This is a genomic window from Nonomuraea sp. NPDC004186 (assembly GCF_053603495.1).
On sequence record NZ_JBSGFQ010000051.1, the window covers coordinates 39,846 to 55,125 of the forward strand.

Below are 15,280 nucleotides of genomic sequence, written 5' to 3' on the forward strand. Positions count from 1 at the left end.
ACGCGCCCCCCGGGCGCGACCACTTCACGAACTCTTCTCCGCCGCTGCGGCGAGCATGCCGCGCGGTGATCAGCAGTCCGGAGGATGCAGATGGGCAGGTCCAAGAGCCCCGGCAGGCTCACACGTCACCTCGCCGCGTTGTCGGCGGTGGTGCTCGCCGCCGGCACGCTCGTAGCGGTACCCGAACAGGCGTCGGCGGCTCCCAGGAAGGAGCCGCCCGGCGTCGGGAAAACGGAGCGGGTGGTCGCCGGGCGGCCACTGAAAGCCGTCGCCCGCAAGCCCGATCCCGCGGCTGGCGGAGCGACCACGCCGGCGGCGCAATGGCCTCGGCCCGGCGCCGCCGAGTCCGAGGTGCCGGCCGCGGCGCAGGAGAAGCGCGCGGGTGACCTCCCGGTGTGGGTGCGCGCGCCGCGCGGCACGGACAGGAGCGTCGCGCCCGCCGCGAGCAAGGTCAAGGTCCAGGTCATGGATCGCGCCGCCGGCGAGCGCGCCGGCGTGGACGGAGTCGTGTTCGGCGTGACGGCGGACGGCTCGGTCGGGGTGGAGCTCGACTACTCGGGCTTCGCGGGCGCGTACGGCGGCTCCTACGGCAGCCGGCTCCGGCTGGTGCGCCTGCCCTCGTGTGCACTGACCACGCCGTCGAACCCCGAGTGCCGGACCACGACCCCGGTGGCCTCGCACAACGACACGGAGCGCAAGAGACTCTCCACCGACGTCGCCTCGCCGCCGGCCTCGCCATCGGCAGCGGCGAGCGCGGGCGGTCAGACGGTGCTCGCCGCGGTCGCGGGCGACTCCGGCGACAAGGGCGACTACTCGGCCACCAAGCTCTCCTCCTCGGCGACGTGGTCGGTGTCGGAGCAGTCCGGCGACTTCTCCTGGTCCTACCCGATACGGGTGCCGCCCGTGCCCGGCGAGCTGACCCCGAAGGTCGGGATCTCCTACTCCTCCGGCGCCATGGACGGCCGCACCTCCAACACCAACAACCAGCCGTCCTGGGTGGGCGAGGGCTTCGACTACTGGCCCGGCTACATCCAGCGCGGGTACAAGCCCTGCGCCGACGACGGCGCGCCCAAGGACGAATGGGGCACCCCGCCGGGCGACCAGTGCTGGGCGTACGACAACGCCGCCATCAGCTGGAACGGCAACGGCGGAGAGCTCGTCCAGGCCGGTGACGGCACTTGGCGGTTGAAGAACGACGACGGCACCCGCGTCGAGCGGCTGAAGGACACCGGCACCGCCAACGGCGACGGCGACGGCGAGTACTGGAAGCTGACCACCCCGGACGGCGTGCAGTACTTCTTCGGCCTCAACCGGCTGCCCGGCTGGAGCTCCGGCAAGCCCGAGACCGGTTCGGCCTGGACCCAGCCCGTCTTCGGCGACGACGCCGGCGAGCCCTGCCACGGCGACACGTTCGCCAAGTCCTGGTGCCAGCAGGCCTACCGGTGGAACCTCGACTACGTCGTGGACCCGCGCGGCAACGCCATCACCTACTTCTACAAGCAGGAGGACAACCGCTACGGCCGCAACCTCGAGCCGGCCGACGACACCCCGTACGTCAGGGGAGGCTGGCTCGACCGCATCGAGTACGGCCGCCGCGCGGACTCCCTCCTCACCGGCAACGCCCCGGCACTGGTCGTCTTCCGCGTGTCCGAGCGCTGCCTCGGCGACGCCCCCGCGTGCGCCCCGGACAAGATCGACAACACTCCGCTGAACTGGCCCGACGTCCCCTGGGACCTCGACTGCGCGGCCGGTACGGAATGCAAGGGCACCCACGGCGCGCTCACCCCCACGTTCTGGTCGCGCAAGCGGCTCATCGAGGTCAAGACCCAGGTGCAGAAGGCCGACGGCACCTACCGCGACGTCGAGTCGTGGACGCTCGACCACGACTGGGGCGACGCGGACGTCGACCGCGCGCTGCTGCTGAAGTCGATCAAGCACACCGGCCTCGCCTCCGGCACGGCCATCACGCTGCCGCTGGTGACGTTCAACCACGTCCAGCTGGCCAACCGCGTCGACAAGCAGGGCGACGACATCGCGCCGTTCGTCAAGTACCGGCTCGGCGCGATCTACGACGAGTCCGGCGGCCAGATAGACGTCAACTACTCCGACAAGGACTGCACACTCGGCTCGCTGCCGAAACCGGAGACCAACACCCGCCGCTGCTTCCCCGTGAAGTGGACGCCCCCCGGTTACGAGGACCCGATCCAGGACTGGTTCCACAAGTACGTCGTCACCCGGGTCGTCCGGTCGGACCGGACCGGCGGCGGGCCCGACATGCTGACGTCGTACGACTATCCCGAGGGAGCGGCCTGGCACTTCGACGACGACGACGGCATCACCAAGGAGAAGTACAAGACCTGGTCGCAGTGGCGAGGTTACGGGCGCGTCCAGGTCACGACAGGCGGGTGGAACGACCCCCGCTCCCTCACCGAGCACCTGTATCTCCGCGGCATGGACGGCGACCGCCTGAACGCCGACGGCGGTGCCAAGAGCGTCAAGATCTCCGACGGCGAAGGCGGCGAGCACGTCGACCATGACGCCCTGGCGGGCTTCGAGCTGAAGAGGACGGAGTTCGCCGGACCAGGCGGCGCGGTGGAGGTCAAGACCGTCAACACCCCGTGGCGGCGGCAGACGGCGAGCCGTACCCGCAGCTGGGGGACGGTCACCTCCAACCTCGTCAACGTCGCCAAGACCCACACGTGGACGGCGCTCGACGGCGGCAAGTGGCGCGAGACGGAGAGCTCGGTCACCTATGAGCCGACTGCCGGACTCGTCACGCAGACCGACGACGAAGGCGACGTGTCCACGAACGCCGACGACCGGTGCGTCCGCGTCAGCTACGCCCAGGACGACAAGCGGTGGATGCTGAACTTCCCCTCCGGGTCGGAGACCGTCTCGGTGAGCTGCTCGGTCACTCCCGACCGTTCGAAGCAACTGCTGGAGGCCGAGCGCTCCTCCTACGACGGCGGAGCCGTCGGCGCGGCCCCGGTCAAGGGCCTGCTCACCAAGAGCGAGGAGATCGCCGCCCACGACGGCACGAAGGCGACGTACGTGGCGGCGGAGACCTCCACGTACGACTCCTACGGGCGCGACCTCACCTCCAAGGACGCGGCGGGCAACGTCACCACCACCGTCTTCACCGACACCGCCGGGCTGACCACCGAAGTGCGGGTGACCGGGCCGCCGGCGAAACCCGGTGACGAGACCACGGCGCACGTCATCCGCGAGGAGCGCGACCCGGCCTTCGGCCTGCCGACCGCCAAGGTGGACGCCGACGACAAGCGCACCGACCTCCAGTACGACGCCCTGGGCCGCCTCGGTGCGGTGTGGCTGCCCGACCGGTCCAAGCAGGCCAAGCAGACGCCCAACCTGGAGTTCAGCTACCGGATCGCCGACGGCCAGATCATCGCGATCGGCACCCGTCGGCTGACCGCCGAGGGCGACCAGACCGCGCCGACGTACGAGCTGTACGACGGGTGGCTGCGACTGCGCCAGGTTCAGGACCCGGGTCCCGGGGGCGGGCGGCTGATCGCCGACACCCTCTACGACTCCCGCGGCAACCTCGCCCGCGAGTACGGCCAGTACTACTCGACCGGCGCTCCTTCGACGACCCTGTTCGGCCCCTACGAGGGCAACGTCGAGTCGCAGACGGCTCACGACTACGACGGCCGCAACCGGGAGACGGTCCGGCGCTTCCTGGTGGGGAACGGGGAGACCCGGGAGAAGTGGCGCACCACGACGGCCTATGCGGGCGACCGGACCTCGGTGACCCCGCCGGCGGGTGCGACGGCGTCGACCTCCGTCTTCGACGCCCGCGGCCGGCTCGTCGAGCTGCGCCAGTACCGCGGCGGCACCCCGGCGGGCGCCTATGACGCGACCGTCTACACCTACACCCCGATGGGCGACCGGGCGACCGTGAAGGACGGCGTCGGCAACACCTGGACGCACCACTACGACCTGCGGCGGCGGGAGATCCAGACCGACGACCCGGACAAGGGAACCACCAAGTACACCTACGACGACCTCGACCGGGTCACCTCGATCGAGGACGCCCGGCACCGGAAGGTCTTCACCACCTACGACGCGCTGAGCCGGAAGACCGAGGTCCGGGAGGGCGCGGCGGACGGGCCCGTCATCACGGCCTGGGTCTACGACACGGTCCGCAAGGGCCAGCTGTCCAGCGCCACCCGCTACACCGACGGGCAGGCGTACACGACCGCGGTCAACGCCTACGACAGCCTCGACCGGGTGATCCGCACCACCGTGACGATCCCCGCGTCCGAGGGCAAGCTGGCCGGGAGCTACCAGTTCGACAACCGCTACAAACTGGACGGCACGACGCAGTCGACGAGCTTCCCCGACTCCGGCGGCCTCGCGGCCGAAACCGTCGTCTACGGCTACGACGAGCTGCGCAGGCCGACGACCACCTCGGGCCTCACCCCGTACGTGACCAGGTCCACGCACAGCCTGACCGGCAAACCGGAGCAGTACGAGCTGTCCACCGGCGGCAAGAAGGCGTGGCTCACCTACTCCTACGAGTTCGGCACCCAGCGACTGCACTCCTCCAGGACCGACCGTGAGGAGGTCGCGGGGGTGGACCGCGCGGCCACGTACGGATACGACCCGGCCGGGAACATCACCATGATCTCGGACGTCTCGCGCGACGGCACCGACACCCAGTGCTTCGCCCACGACTACCTGCGCCGGATGACCGAGGCCTGGACCCAGGGCACGCCGTCGTGCGCCGGGACGCCGGCGGCCGGCGTGGTCGGGGGCGTGGCGCCGTACTGGCAGTCGTTCACCTACGACCCGACCGGCAACCGTACGAAGGAGGTCCAGCACGGTGTCGGCGGTGCCGCCGACACCGTCCGCTCCTACACCTACCCCGCGCCGGGGGCGCCCCGGCCGCACGCTCTCTCCTCGCTCACCCAGACCGGCGGCGCCGGGGCGCGGTCCGACACCTACACCTACGACGACATCGGCAACACGCTGAGCCGCCACGACCAGAGCCTGGAGTGGGACGTCGAAGGACGGCTCAGCAAGACCACCGAGGGCGGGAAGGCCACCTCCTACGTCTACGACGCCGACGGCAACCGGCTCATCCGCCGCGACCCAGCCGGGGCCACCCTGTACCTGCCGGGGATGGAGCTGCGCCTGGACAACGTCACGGCCAAGGTCGAGGCCACCCGCTACTACGTCCACGACACGGTCGCCGTCGCGGTCCGCACCCCGAAGGGTGTCACCTTCCTGGCAGCCGACCAGAACGGCACCGGCGAACTCGCGATCGACGCCGCCACGCAGCAGCTGTCGCAACGCCGCTTCACCCCCTTCGGCCATCGGCGCGGGACCTCGATCGGCACCTGGCCGGGAGAGCGCGGCTTCGTCGGCGGCACCGACGACCCGACCGGCCTCACCCATCTCGGCGCCCGCGAGTACGACCCGGCGACCGGCAGGTTCATCAGCGTCGACCCGATCATCGACTCGCAGGACCCGCAGCAGATGAACGGCTACGCCTACGCCGGCAACAGCCCCGTCACCTTCACCGACCCGGACGGGAAGATCTTCCACGGGCCGTTCCACCCGCCATTCCCGCCCGGCGGGGGCAGCGTCGGAGACTGGATCGACCGCGTCCACGGCGGTAGCAGTAAGGGCCATCAGGGGGGTAACGGCAACGGCGGTCAGGGCGGTAGCGGTCATCGCTCCAATCCGGCCCGCGGCGTGTACTTCGTGGCCAAGGCGTCCGTGGGCGCTGCCTGCGGGCTCAGCATGCCCCTCCAGAACTTCTGCCAGAACGCCGTGGAGGGCGTCGACCCCCGCAAGTTCGACGGGCTGAGCTGGCTCCTGCTCGGCCTGGGCGCCGCGGCGGACGGCTTCGACTCCCGGGCAGGGCGGTCGGCGATCATCGGGCTCCGCAATTACGACAGGATCAGGAAGACGGGTTCGGCGTTGATACTGGGCAACCGGAACCGCTGGCTCAACCGCGGTGCGCGCCTCTGGTACAACGGCGATGCCAACCGCGCCCTGGCCCGCGGGATCAAGTGGGGAAGGCGTCTCAGCAAGGCCGGCAAATTTCTGGGCGTAGTCGGCTACGGGCTCGAATTCGGCGTCACGGCTTACGAACAGTACGAGGAAGACGGGGGTTCCGACCTCACCAAGGGGGAGCGGCTGGGCCGCGCCACCCTCCGCGGCGGAACTGTGGCGACCAGCGCGGCCCTCGGAGCGAGCGCGGGGGTCGGATTGTGCCTGCCCGGCGCGGCGATCGCGGTGGCCTGCGGCGCGGCGGGTGGCTATGTCGGCGGCCTGATCGGCGGGCTCGCCGCCGACACCGTGATCAAGACGTACGACAAAGTGAAGTCAGGCTGGTCGAAGGTCAAGAACACATGGAACAAGATTTTCTGAGCGGGCCGGACACCTAGCTCACGTGGAGGCCCGGAGCGCGACCGTCGCACGGTTCCGCTTCGGCCCTCCATGACACCATGCGGCGTTCGGCGCGGCGCCGAGGGCGGCCGTGGGGATCGCGGTGGTGGCGCTCGCGATCCGGGGTGGTCGACATCGGGGCTGGGGGCGCGGGTGAAGTTGAGTAGGGCATACTCAGGCGATCGCGGCGCGAGGGCGCGACGGTGGAGCCATGCTCGCCCTACGCGCCCGCCGTCTCTTCGACGGCCAGGAAATGCGCCACGACCAGGTGGTGATCGTCGAGGATGGCCGCATCACCGGCATCACCACCGAGGTGCCGGCCACGGTCGACCTGGGTGATGCCACGCTGCTGCCCGGACTCATCGACTGCCACGTCCACCTGGCCTTCGACGCGAGCCGCGACGTCGTGGCGATGTTGGAACCGCCGGGGCTCGCCGACCGGATGCGGCAGGCCGCGCGGCAGCACCTCGCGGCCGGGGTGACGACCGTACGCGACCTGGGGGACCGGGACTACCTGGCGCTCGGGCTGGACCTCGGGCTCGACGGGCCGGAGATCCTCTCCGCCGGGCCGCCGATCACCACTCCCAGGGGGCACTGCTGGTTCCTGGGCGGTGAGGCGGCGGGGGAGCACGGGGTGCGCGAGGCCGTACGGGAACGGGCGGCGCGCGGCGTCCACGTGATCAAGATGATGGTGACGGGCGGCGAGATGACGCCAGGCACGCACTCTCACCTGCTCCAGTACGGCCTCGCCGAGCTGAGGGCGGCGGCCGACGAGGCCCACGCGCACGGCCTGCCGATCACCGGGCACGTTCACTGCGCGGAGGGGATCGCGCATGTCCTGGACGCCGGGTTCGACTCGATCGAGCACTGCTCGTTGAGGAGCCGATGGCCGCGCGCCGCCTCGCTGACCAGCTTGTCGCTGCGCCTTCGCGCTCCTCCGATGTCCGCGCCAAGGCCTTCTCGTAGATGTCGATTGACAGGTCATGTCCGCCGGCCCGCGTCCCTGCTCGAGTCCGCGTCATCCGTCTGGTTCGTCGCCGGTGCACGGATGCCGACCACGCACGCACCCGCCAGGATCAGCACACAACCAGCCAATTGCGGCATGGTCGGCCTCTCACCCAGCACCGCCGCGCCCAGCGCCACAGCGCCCACCGGGGTGAGCAGCAGCAGGATCGCCCCCAGGTAGCTGGGCAGCCGCGGCGAGCAGATCGCCACCAGCAACCAGCCCAGCACCTGCCCGAACAGGGCCACCCCCGCCAGCCATCCCACCGAGGCCCACCCGGGAGACCATTCGATCCCCTGCCACGCCACCCCAGCCGCCAACGACCCGGCCACGCCTTCACGGTAGGCCGCCGACGCCGCCCCCGCCTGGGTCGTCCACGACCGCACCGCAGCCCTGCCGGGTGTCCGATCTCGGCGCTGTGTGCGGTGACCCTGCGGAAGAGCCGCTCAGTTGAAGCAGTCCTGCTTCTTCAGGGCCATGCCGAACTCCGTGACCTTGCCGTGCAGGACGGTGAAGGAGTAGTAGGCCTTCGTGTTGCCCGGCACCGTGGTCACCCAGAAGCCGTGCGTGTCCTGCTTGAGGTGCGGGTAGACCTTCTTCAGCTGCGACTTGGCCGTCCCGGCCGCCACGCCTTCGGGAGTCTTGGCGGCCTTGGGCGCGAAGAAGGCGGCCACACCCAGCTTCGGCGAGATGTACAGGCCGACGTTGTCCTTGCCGGTCGGATACTTCTTCAGGTCCCAGCCCGAGCAGCCGTCGGTGCCGCCGTCGATCTTCTTGGTGATCCCGGCCGCTTTGGCCTGCTTGAGCGACATGCCGAGCTTCAGCCCGCCGAAACCGTTCGGACCGACAACCGGCTTGGTCTGGGCGAGGGCGGGGGTGGCGGCGAGCGTCAGGGTGGCGGCCACGGTGATCATGAGCTTCATCATGGTTGGTATGACGACCGCGAAGCGCCCAAGGTTCTGAGTAGACCTTACTCATGTGCGTCCCGCGAGGTCACTTCATCCTGGCAGCATGCGCTTACTCACAGTGTTATCCCTGATCGCGCTCAGCCTGGTGGTGGTCGGCACACCCGCCGCCCAGGCCAGTACGGGCGTCACGCTCCGGCTCACGATCAACAAGATCCACCAGATCGAGAGTCCCGACAACGGCACGGGCAACTACTTCCCCGAGATCCGCATCGGGAACGGCGACCTGCAGCGCAGGAGCGCGGTGGAGGACGACGACTTCGATCCCAGCGCGTTCGACCCGCCGTGGATCTTCACCCAGGACGTACAGGTCCCGGACGACACCACCAAGGTGCCGATCCTCATCCGCCTCTGGGACGAGGACGGCGGCCTCAACGGCGGCGACGACAAACTGGACATCAGCCCGCAGAACCAGGACGACGACCTCGAGCTCCAGTACGACATCGGCACCGACACCTGGACCGACCCCGGCGACCTGCTCACGCCGGGCCAGACCTACGTGGAGGGCGACGGCGACCCCAACTTCCCCAACGCGCACGACGGCAAGCGGGCGGGGATCGGCTTCAGGATCGAGCGGACCAGCGGCCCGCTGCCCGACATCGACGGCGACGGCATCCCCGACGTCATCGAGCGCTTCGGCATCCGCAACCCCGACGACTCGATGAGGTTCGACCTGAAGCAGCTGGGCGCCAACCCCTGCCGCAAGACGGTCATCGTGTGGATCGACTGGATGACCGGCGACTCCCAGCACTCCCACCGGCCCAAGGACGCCGCGCTCCAGGAGCTCAGGCGCGCCTTCGAGGACGGCCCGGCCACGGCCACCCAGCCCTGCCCCTACGGCGGCGTCCCGCTGGACGACGGGGTGGACTTCATCCCCATCGTCGGCACGGGCATTCCGGAACAGGCCGTGATGACGGAGAAGGACACCGCCTTCGCCAACGCCAGGACGGCCGACCTGCCAGGGCAGCTGGCGCCGTACGCGCACTACACGATCTTCGCCCACGACCTCACCGCCGGCAGCATGGTCTCCGGCCGGTGCTGCGACCCCAGGCGCGGCAACCGCGACTTCATCGTCACGCTCGGCGAGTGGCGCACGTGGTGCGTCGACGGGGGCCCGAACGGCAAGCTGGACTCCACCGTGGTGGGAGACGACTTCCTCAAGGGCAGCCAGATCGGCGTCGGCCCCGACCACGTCTGCAACAGCAAGGTCAAGAAGGGTTCCGACGACATCCAGCTGATGAAGCCAGGCAGCGGTCCGGACGTCGTCTTCTCCGGTACGGCCCGCGACCAGGCCGGCACGCTGATGCACGAGCTGGGACACGCGCTCGGGCTCGCCCACGGCGGCGACACCCGGACCAACTACAAGCCCAACTACCTCAGCATCATGAACTACGCCTACGAGCCGGCCGGAATCCCGACGGGCCTGGACCCGGCGCCCCGCCGCCTGGACTACAGCCAGGGCAGGATGCCCCGGCTCGACCGTGATCACCTCGACGAGAGCAAGGCCATCGGCCCCGGCGACGACTACGCCCGCTGGAAGATCCCCAGCAAGCCGGAGCAGTACGGCCCGGTCGACCCGGCCGTCGACTGGCTGGACTGGAACGTGAACGGGACGGAGGACCCGCCCACGATCGCGGCCGACATCAACTCCGAGGACGACGTGTGCGTCCTGGCGGGCACCAACAACACGATCGACTCCGCCAGGATGGGCGACGACGTCCAGTTCAGCGACGCGATCATCCAGGGGTCCGACAACACGTGCCAGTCGACGCCGCTGGCGGGCAGCGACGACAGGGGCCGCGACCCGATCCTCACCGACTACGACGACTGGGGACACCTGAAGCTCGACGTCTCCAAGCCCGGCGCCGGCGTGGAGTCCGGCCGTGAGATCGACTTCGTGACCGCGGCCAAGATCGAGGCCGGCTTCCAGGACTTCTACACGCCCGACCTGGCCACCACCAAGACCGTCGACAAGGAGTCGGCCGAGCCCGGCGACACCCTCACCTACACGGTCAAGGTGGACAACGTCGGCAAGGGCGGGGCGGAGTCCGTCAAACTCACCGACACGCTGCCCGACGGCACCGCCGTCGCCCGCGACCTGCCCGACCTGGCCGCCGGGGCGAGCCGCAGCGAGACCGTCACCTATGCGATCCCGTGCGCGACCGACGACGCCGCCACGGTCACCAACTCCGCCACCGTCGTGGGCAAGAACGTGGCAGGAGGCGCGGAGGAGGACACTTCCGACAACACCGGCAAGGCCTCGACCACGGTCAAGGCGCCGAAGCTCACCCTGACGGCGAGCGCGACGCCCACCGCCGGCGCGGCCGAGGCCGTGACGACCACGCTGACGGTGAAGAACACCGGAGGCGCGAGCGCCACCGGAGCCAAGCTCACCTACAAGCTGCCGCCCGAGGTGTACTACAGCACGGCCCTCGACAAGGGCGCGGGCCCCAAGCCTGACGCGGTCGACGGCGGCACGCTGACCTGGAACCTGGGCACGCTGGCGGCCGGTTCGACCACGACCGTGGCCTTCAGCAGCCGTTCCAGCCTGCTCGTGGTGGGCGGGACCGTCCTGACCGGGCAGTCGCAGGTCTCCTACGGCAACGCCAAGGGCTGCTCCTACACCCCGGCCACGGCGACCTCCACCAGCACCGTGACCGAGACCGCGCCGAGCAGGGACCCGCGCCCGCAGGGCATCTGGCTGGCCTTCCCCTCGATGCGGACATCGGAGCTGCTGGCCAGGGTCCAGGCCACCGACACCCGCTTCGACGGGATCGACGGCTCGACGCCCGACGGCCAGCTGTCCCAGCACGAGGTGGCGGCCGCGTTCACGCTGCCGCTGCTGCCGCCGCGCAACCTCCGCGCCGAGCTGCTGACCACGTACTTCAACGTGGGCAGCAGGCGGATCAACGCGGCGACGGCCGTCCGCACGATCACGATCGAGCGGCTGCACCTGCACACGGTCGGCGAGGCCGCCAAGCACGCGCAGCAGACCCTCGCCGATCCCGACCTCATCGGCGTCACGGACGCGATGGTGGCCCTCGTCGAGATCAACACGGGGATCGCCGAGCGATACTGACTCCTATGGAGTTTCAAGAGGTGGTACGGCGGCGCCGCATGGTCCGGAACTACGACCCGGACCGTGCGGTGCCCGCCGCCGTGGTCGACCGGATCCTCGGCAACGCGCTGCACGCGCCCTCCGCCGGGTTCAGCCAGGGCTGGGCGTTCCTGGTGCTGGAGGATCCGGCCGACCGCGAGCGGTTCTGGGAGGCGTCCACCGACGACTCCGAGTGGGGGATGGGGCTGCGGCGGGCGCCGCTGCTGATCGTCGCCCTGTCGCACAAGCAGGCATACCTCGACCGGTACGCCGAGGGCGACAAGGGCTGGGAGGACAGGGACGAGGCCCGCTGGCCGGTGCCGTACTGGGACATCGACACCGGGTTCGCCTCGCTGCTGATGCTGCTGACCGCCGTCGACGAGGGGCTGGGCGCCTGCTTCTTCGGGATCCCGCCGGGCGAGCGGACGAAGGCGTTCAAGGAGGCCTTCGGGGTGCCGGAGGCGTACACGCCGATCGGGGTGATCAGCATGGGATACCGGGCGCAGGACAAGCGCTCGCCCTCGCTGAAGCGCGGCAGGAGGCCGCTGGAGGAGGTCGTGCACCGCGGCTCGTGGAGCGATCGACGCTAGATTCGGGTCGGCACGTCGACGGTTCATGAGTCTGCCCGCCGGGCGGCGAGCTCGTCCTTGGCCGCCGCCTCGATGCTGGTCATGCGAGCCTGAACGTCCTCGAACTGTTCGTTCAGGTACTCGCGCAGCTGCACCAGCGTGGTGCTGACGTCGGGGGCCGGGTGGACCTGCACCGTCGGGCGGCGGCGGCCGACGCCGCGGAAGGCGAACACCGACAGCACGCCCCAGTACAGGACGGCGATGCCCGCGGCGAGCAACTGCCCATCGGCCGGGCTGGCGCTGTAGACCATCGCGACCGTGCCGGCGCCGTACAGGACCCAGGCCAGGCGGGCTCCCCAGGACCGCAGCAGCCAGCAGAGCAGCCACAGGCCCGGCCCGGTCAGCGCCCACGCCGACCAGATCGCTTCGGCTCCGGAGGGCAGGCCGGCGGCGTGGGCGGTGATGTAGTCATGGACCGGCTTGGTGATGACCTCGGTGAGGTGCCAGTCGGCCACCCGTTCCAGCGCCCACGTCAGGCCGGTGGCAAGGCCATGGGCCACGCCGTTGACCAGGCCGGCCAGCACCATGACGACCAGCCACAACAGCGTGACCGAGATGAGGGCCACGATCGAGACGCACACCACGATGACCGCGTACTTTGCGATCTCCGCCTCGCGGGGGTTGTCGGCGAACCGCTCGCTCGCCCACCTCTGGAGGCTTTGATACCGGTCAGCGATCCCATCGGCCACTTTCGCCAGCATGCGAGGCTCCTTCGCCGGGACGGGGGGTTCCAGGTACCCCTCGATGTTCTCCCGAATGTGCAGGCGCCGCCACTCAGGGTGACCACTTTGGCATTTACGGCCGAGGCGTAAGCGGTTCGGCCGGTGCGTCGCCTCGCCGGCCCAGGGTCAGGTGGTGGTCGGGTCGCGGTGGTCGATGGGGGCCTCCAGCAGGGCGCTCGCCGATCGGTGGATCTTCCTGAGTGCGCTGAGGAGATGTTCGCGTTCGGACTCGGTGAGGTCGGCGGTGACCTTTTCCTCGAGCAACCGCCGTTCCTTCTCGATGGGTGCCTGAAGGGCGCGTCCGGCGTCGGTGAGCCACAGCCGGACCAGGCGGTTGTCCCGGTCGTCGCGGCGTCGGGTGAGCAGGCCCGCCGCGGTCATCCGGGTGGCCGCCTTGACCACGTTGGGGGTGGTGACGTTCAGCGCGGCGGCGACCTCGCCCGGGGTGCGGCCGTCCTGTTGCCACAGCACCGCGAGGAGGTGATCTTGCCCCAGGTGCAGCCCGTGGCGTCGCACGGCCGCCTCGGCCGCCGCCCGCAGCGCCTTCGACGTCTTGCTGTGCACGTCCAGGAATTCAGGCACGTCGAGGACCTCCGGTGATGTCGCGAGTGCGGCATGGGGCGATTGACAGCAGATCGTGTACCGGTTAACGTTCCCCTCGATCATTAACCGGTACACGATTTAGGAGTTCTCATGATACTGGTCACCGGTGCCACCGGAAACGTCGGCCGCGAGCTCGTCCGCGAGCTGGACGGGACCGGCGTGCCGTTCCGCGTCCTGGTCCGCGACCCGGCCCGCGCCGCCACCTTGCCCGAACGGGTCGAACGGGTCGTGGCGGACCTGAACGACCCGGCGACGCTGCCGCCCGCCTTCGCCGGAGCGGACCGGCTGTTCCTGCTCACCCCGGGCATCGGCCTCGACCACACCCGGCACGCCGTCGCCGCCGCCCGGTCCGCCGGGGTGCGCCACATCGTGCACCTGTCCTCGTTCAACGTGCTCGGCGACCCCATGCCCGCCATGGGCCGCTGGCACCACGAACGCGAGCAGGCCATCCGGGCGTCCGGCATCCCGGCCACCTTCCTGCGGCCCGGCGGCTTCATGACCAACGCCTTCGACTGGCTGCCCACCGTCCGTGAGGCGGGCTATGTCCTCGATCCGGTCGGCCCCGGCCGGTACGCGCCGATCGACCCCGCCGACATCGCCGCCGTCGCGGCCCTGGCCCTGACCGGTGACGGCCACCAAGGCCAGGAGTACGTCCTCACCGGTGAGGAGCTGTTCACCATCACCGAGCAGGTCAAGATCCTCGCGGCGGCGGCCGGCCGGGAGATCGCGATCCGGGCGGTGACCACGGCGGAGGAGGCCGTCGCCTCCCGATTCCCCAACGGGGCCCCTCCGGCGCTGGCCGAGGCCATCATCGAGGGGTTCCACCTCATGCGCGCCGACACCGCCGGCTTCCGCACCGACACCGTGGAACGCCTGCTTCGGCGCAAGCCCCGCACCTTCGCCGCCTGGTGCGCGCGCAACGCCGGCGCGTTCAGAACCCCCTGATCCGCGTCTCGCCCCCTGCCGGCTCGGCATGGCAAAGCAGCACTAGGCCGGAGTCACGATCTGGATCAGGTTCCCGCAGGTGTCGTCGAAGACCGCCATGGTCACCGGCCCCGCCGCCAGCGGCTCCTGCGTGAACGTCACCCCCAGCCCGCGCAGCCGCTCGTACTCCGCCTGCACGTCCGGGACCTGGAACGAGGCGGCCGGAATGCCGTCGGCGACCAGCGCCTTCTTGTACGGCCCGACTGCGGGGTGCCCGTCCGGTTCCAGCAGCAGCTCCGTGCCCTCGGGGTTCTCCGGCGAGACGACCGTCAGCCACCGGGCCCCGCCCAGCGGGATGTCGTGCTTCTTGATGAAGCCGAGCACGTCGGTGTAGAAGGCGAGGGCCTTCTGCTGGTCGTCCACGAACACGCTGGTGATGTAGATCTTCACGGTGTCTGTCCTTTCCTGGTGATCGGCCACCGTTCGAAGATGGCGGCCAGGGGAGTGGTGTCGAGGTGGTGGAATTTGTACCGCCCCTGCTTGCGCGTGGTGATCAGCCCGGCCTCCTCCAGCACCGCCAGATGCTGGGACACGGCCTGCCTGGTCAGGCTCAGCTGATGTCGGCTCGTCAGGCGGACACAGATCTCGAACAGGGTCTGGCCGTCGTGTTCGGTCAGTTCGTCGAGGATGGTCCGCCGGGTGGGGTCGGCCAGGGCCTTGAAGATGTCGCCCATGCGGCGATGATAGGCAAGTCGTCACTTGCCTGTCAACGCGGAGGTGTCGCGCTGCGCACGGTCCGGCATCGCGTCGCCTGACTGGCCGTTGCGCAGGTCAACCTCGTGATCGGGCCCGGATGCGTGGTGATGCGGCCAGTCCCGATCGCTCGCTTCGGGCCTGCCGTCGTAGGTTCGGGCCAGGTG

The 15,280-nt window shown here is 70.1% G+C and carries 10 protein-coding genes and 1 pseudogene; 5 read left to right on the forward strand and 6 right to left on the reverse strand.

The genetic code is table 11. From position 1 onward, the window contains the following. Window positions 1-90 precede the first annotated feature (90 nt). Both ACWEPL_RS34805 and ACWEPL_RS34810 read left to right on the forward strand, forming a co-directional pair. Window positions 91-6,399, forward strand: coding sequence for an RHS repeat-associated core domain-containing protein (locus tag ACWEPL_RS34805; RefSeq protein WP_452438706.1), 6,309 nt, complete (start codon window positions 91-93; stop codon window positions 6,397-6,399). A gap of 271 nt (window positions 6,400-6,670) precedes the next feature. After that, window positions 6,671-7,603 (forward strand): amidohydrolase family protein, encoded by a 933-nt coding sequence (locus ACWEPL_RS34810; RefSeq protein ID WP_452438726.1) that lies wholly within the window; start codon window positions 6,671-6,673, stop codon window positions 7,601-7,603. On the opposite strand, the pseudogene ACWEPL_RS34815 reads toward ACWEPL_RS34810, so the two are convergent. Together ACWEPL_RS34815 and ACWEPL_RS34820 are read right to left on the reverse strand one after the other, a co-directional pair. Continuing rightward, window positions 7,531-7,806: pseudogene (locus tag ACWEPL_RS34815) on the reverse strand (hypothetical protein); the annotation flags it as partial. The gene ACWEPL_RS34810 and the pseudogene ACWEPL_RS34815 overlap by 73 nt on opposite strands. A gap of 60 nt (window positions 7,807-7,866) precedes the next feature. Further along, the gene (locus ACWEPL_RS34820; protein ID WP_397373531.1) at window positions 7,867-8,346 is read right to left on the reverse strand and encodes a hypothetical protein; all 480 of its coding nucleotides are present in this window, start codon (window positions 8,344-8,346) and stop codon (window positions 7,867-7,869) included. A gap of 85 nt (window positions 8,347-8,431) precedes the next feature. Between ACWEPL_RS34820 and ACWEPL_RS34825 the strand changes: the two genes are divergently transcribed. Next, window positions 8,432-11,464 (forward strand): CARDB domain-containing protein, encoded by a 3,033-nt coding sequence (locus ACWEPL_RS34825; RefSeq protein WP_452438707.1) that lies wholly within the window; start codon window positions 8,432-8,434, stop codon window positions 11,462-11,464. Between the two features lie 5 nt (window positions 11,465-11,469). Further along, window positions 11,470-12,072, forward strand: coding sequence for a nitroreductase family protein (locus ACWEPL_RS34830; RefSeq protein ID WP_363969458.1), 603 nt, complete (start codon window positions 11,470-11,472; stop codon window positions 12,070-12,072). Window positions 12,073-12,095: 23 nt separating this feature from the next. On the opposite strand, the gene ACWEPL_RS34835 is transcribed toward ACWEPL_RS34830, so the two are convergent. Both ACWEPL_RS34835 and ACWEPL_RS34840 read right to left on the reverse strand, forming a co-directional pair. Continuing rightward, complete coding sequence (locus ACWEPL_RS34835; protein ID WP_452438708.1) at window positions 12,096-12,812, reverse strand: hypothetical protein; 717 nt, start codon at window positions 12,810-12,812, stop codon at window positions 12,096-12,098. Between the two features lie 147 nt (window positions 12,813-12,959). After that, window positions 12,960-13,415 carry a MarR family winged helix-turn-helix transcriptional regulator gene (locus ACWEPL_RS34840; RefSeq protein ID WP_452438709.1) on the reverse strand — a complete coding sequence of 152 codons (456 nt, stop codon included), beginning with the start codon at window positions 13,413-13,415 and terminating at the stop codon, window positions 12,960-12,962. A gap of 111 nt (window positions 13,416-13,526) precedes the next feature. Here ACWEPL_RS34840 and ACWEPL_RS34845 point away from each other — a divergent pair, with 111 nt between their 5' ends. Then, a complete protein-coding gene (locus ACWEPL_RS34845) occupies window positions 13,527-14,381 on the forward strand; it encodes an NAD(P)H-binding protein (protein ID WP_452438710.1) in 855 nt (284 codons plus the stop codon). A 42-nt stretch (window positions 14,382-14,423) separates the two neighbouring features. On the opposite strand, the gene ACWEPL_RS34850 is transcribed toward ACWEPL_RS34845, so the two are convergent. Together ACWEPL_RS34850 and ACWEPL_RS34855 are read right to left on the reverse strand one after the other, a co-directional pair. Beyond that, entirely contained in the window at window positions 14,424-14,810 is a 387-nt protein-coding gene (locus ACWEPL_RS34850) for a VOC family protein (protein WP_363969450.1), read from the reverse strand. Next, the gene (locus ACWEPL_RS34855) at window positions 14,807-15,094 is read right to left on the reverse strand and encodes an ArsR/SmtB family transcription factor (protein WP_363969448.1); all 288 of its coding nucleotides are present in this window, start codon (window positions 15,092-15,094) and stop codon (window positions 14,807-14,809) included. The genes ACWEPL_RS34850 and ACWEPL_RS34855 overlap by 4 nt, the downstream gene beginning before the upstream one ends. Window positions 15,095-15,280: the final 186 nt, after the last annotated feature.